Consider the following 1,241-nt stretch of genomic DNA (forward strand, 5'->3'; position numbering starts at 1 on the left):
TCGCTCGTAACTTCGCGCTCAATCTCTACCGCTCCAACGCCTTCTCCAATATGGCTCAGGCTGAACGATTCTGTAAATTCGGCCTAGATACACTCAAGACCGTTTTTAGAATGAAATAGCCCTGGCTGTTGAGCAATGCTTGTTTTTGAGATTCAGTTCCGCCTAAGATTTGGGTACCAAGAATATCTTCTTCCGCATCTCCAACCTGGCCAAGCAACGCTACATATTTATCATATTCACCCATCAAGCCATAGATTATTGCCAGGTCTTGATAATATCCTGAATTGATATAATTGGAATACGACACACTTTGAAAATCACTACTTTGAATTAGCTTTCGCTTTTGATGAATAGCATCCAAGGCGGATGAATAGTCTTCTTGGAGCATGGATAAATGATGCCGCCAATGCAGAAAATCCAAAAATCTTATACGTAAAAATACATCCTCTATAGCATCTAGATCGAATTCGTCAATAGCTAGTGTTTTCTCAAGATTATTCAATAGGTTTTTCGCTTTATTATATTCTCCGTGGTCAATATACATCTCTACAAGGCTTATATCAATATTGAAAAGCGATCTATCTTCTAGCGCCAGAAACCTAGCTTCTAGCAGCACTTTTTCGGCTTCTGAATAGCGATTTTCAAGCAGGTAAAATCTAGCCAATGATTCCATAATATGCAAGATTTCTTGCGAGGCGTAGCTATGATGATAGCTTAATGATATTCCCTCAGGTGAATTTGAGTTTATCTGAGTAATTCTTCTTTCAATAGCCTTCACATGTTGCTGACTGATATCGAGGCGCTCTTTAAATAAGGTTTCTGCGGTTTGATATTTGCCTTGGCCAATGTAGAAGATAATGAGGCTGGACAACGCCCTGTTAATCGCTCGGAAGTCTTCTAGAGAGTCATCTTCCTTCAACTTAGATCGATAGTATTCAACGATTTTCAAAAGATTTTCTTCGGCCCGATAGGGTTGATTATGATATCGATAGATAAGACTGAGGTCTCTAAGAATTTTTATTGAGCCTTCATGATTTTGGCCAAGCTGTAGTTGATGTCGCTCTAGAGAATCTTTCAACAGAGTCTCAGCCTCGCCATACCGGACTTGATCGATATATAGCGGTTCTCATTCGGATGAGGTACAGTAACAGTCATTTGTGAACCAGCTGCGAATATCCTTTAAAGTGACTTGAGAATAAGCAGATTCAATCGCTTCTTGTAGGACTTGATGAGTCCGTGCG

Annotated in this window: 1 protein-coding gene; it reads right to left on the minus strand. The window is 40.0% G+C overall.

Annotation, left to right across the window (positions count from 1 at the left end; all coding sequences use genetic code 11):
* Positions 1-55 precede the first annotated feature (55 nt).
* Entirely contained in the window at positions 56-1,078 is a 1,023-nt protein-coding gene (locus tag ACQ4N7_RS30245; protein WP_430715124.1) for a tetratricopeptide repeat protein, read from the minus strand.
* Between the last annotated feature and the right edge of the window lie 163 nt (positions 1,079-1,241).

Origin of the sequence: Nodosilinea sp. AN01ver1 (assembly GCF_050565655.1) — a bacterium.
Lineage (GTDB): Bacteria > Cyanobacteriota > Cyanobacteriia > Phormidesmidales > Phormidesmidaceae > Nodosilinea.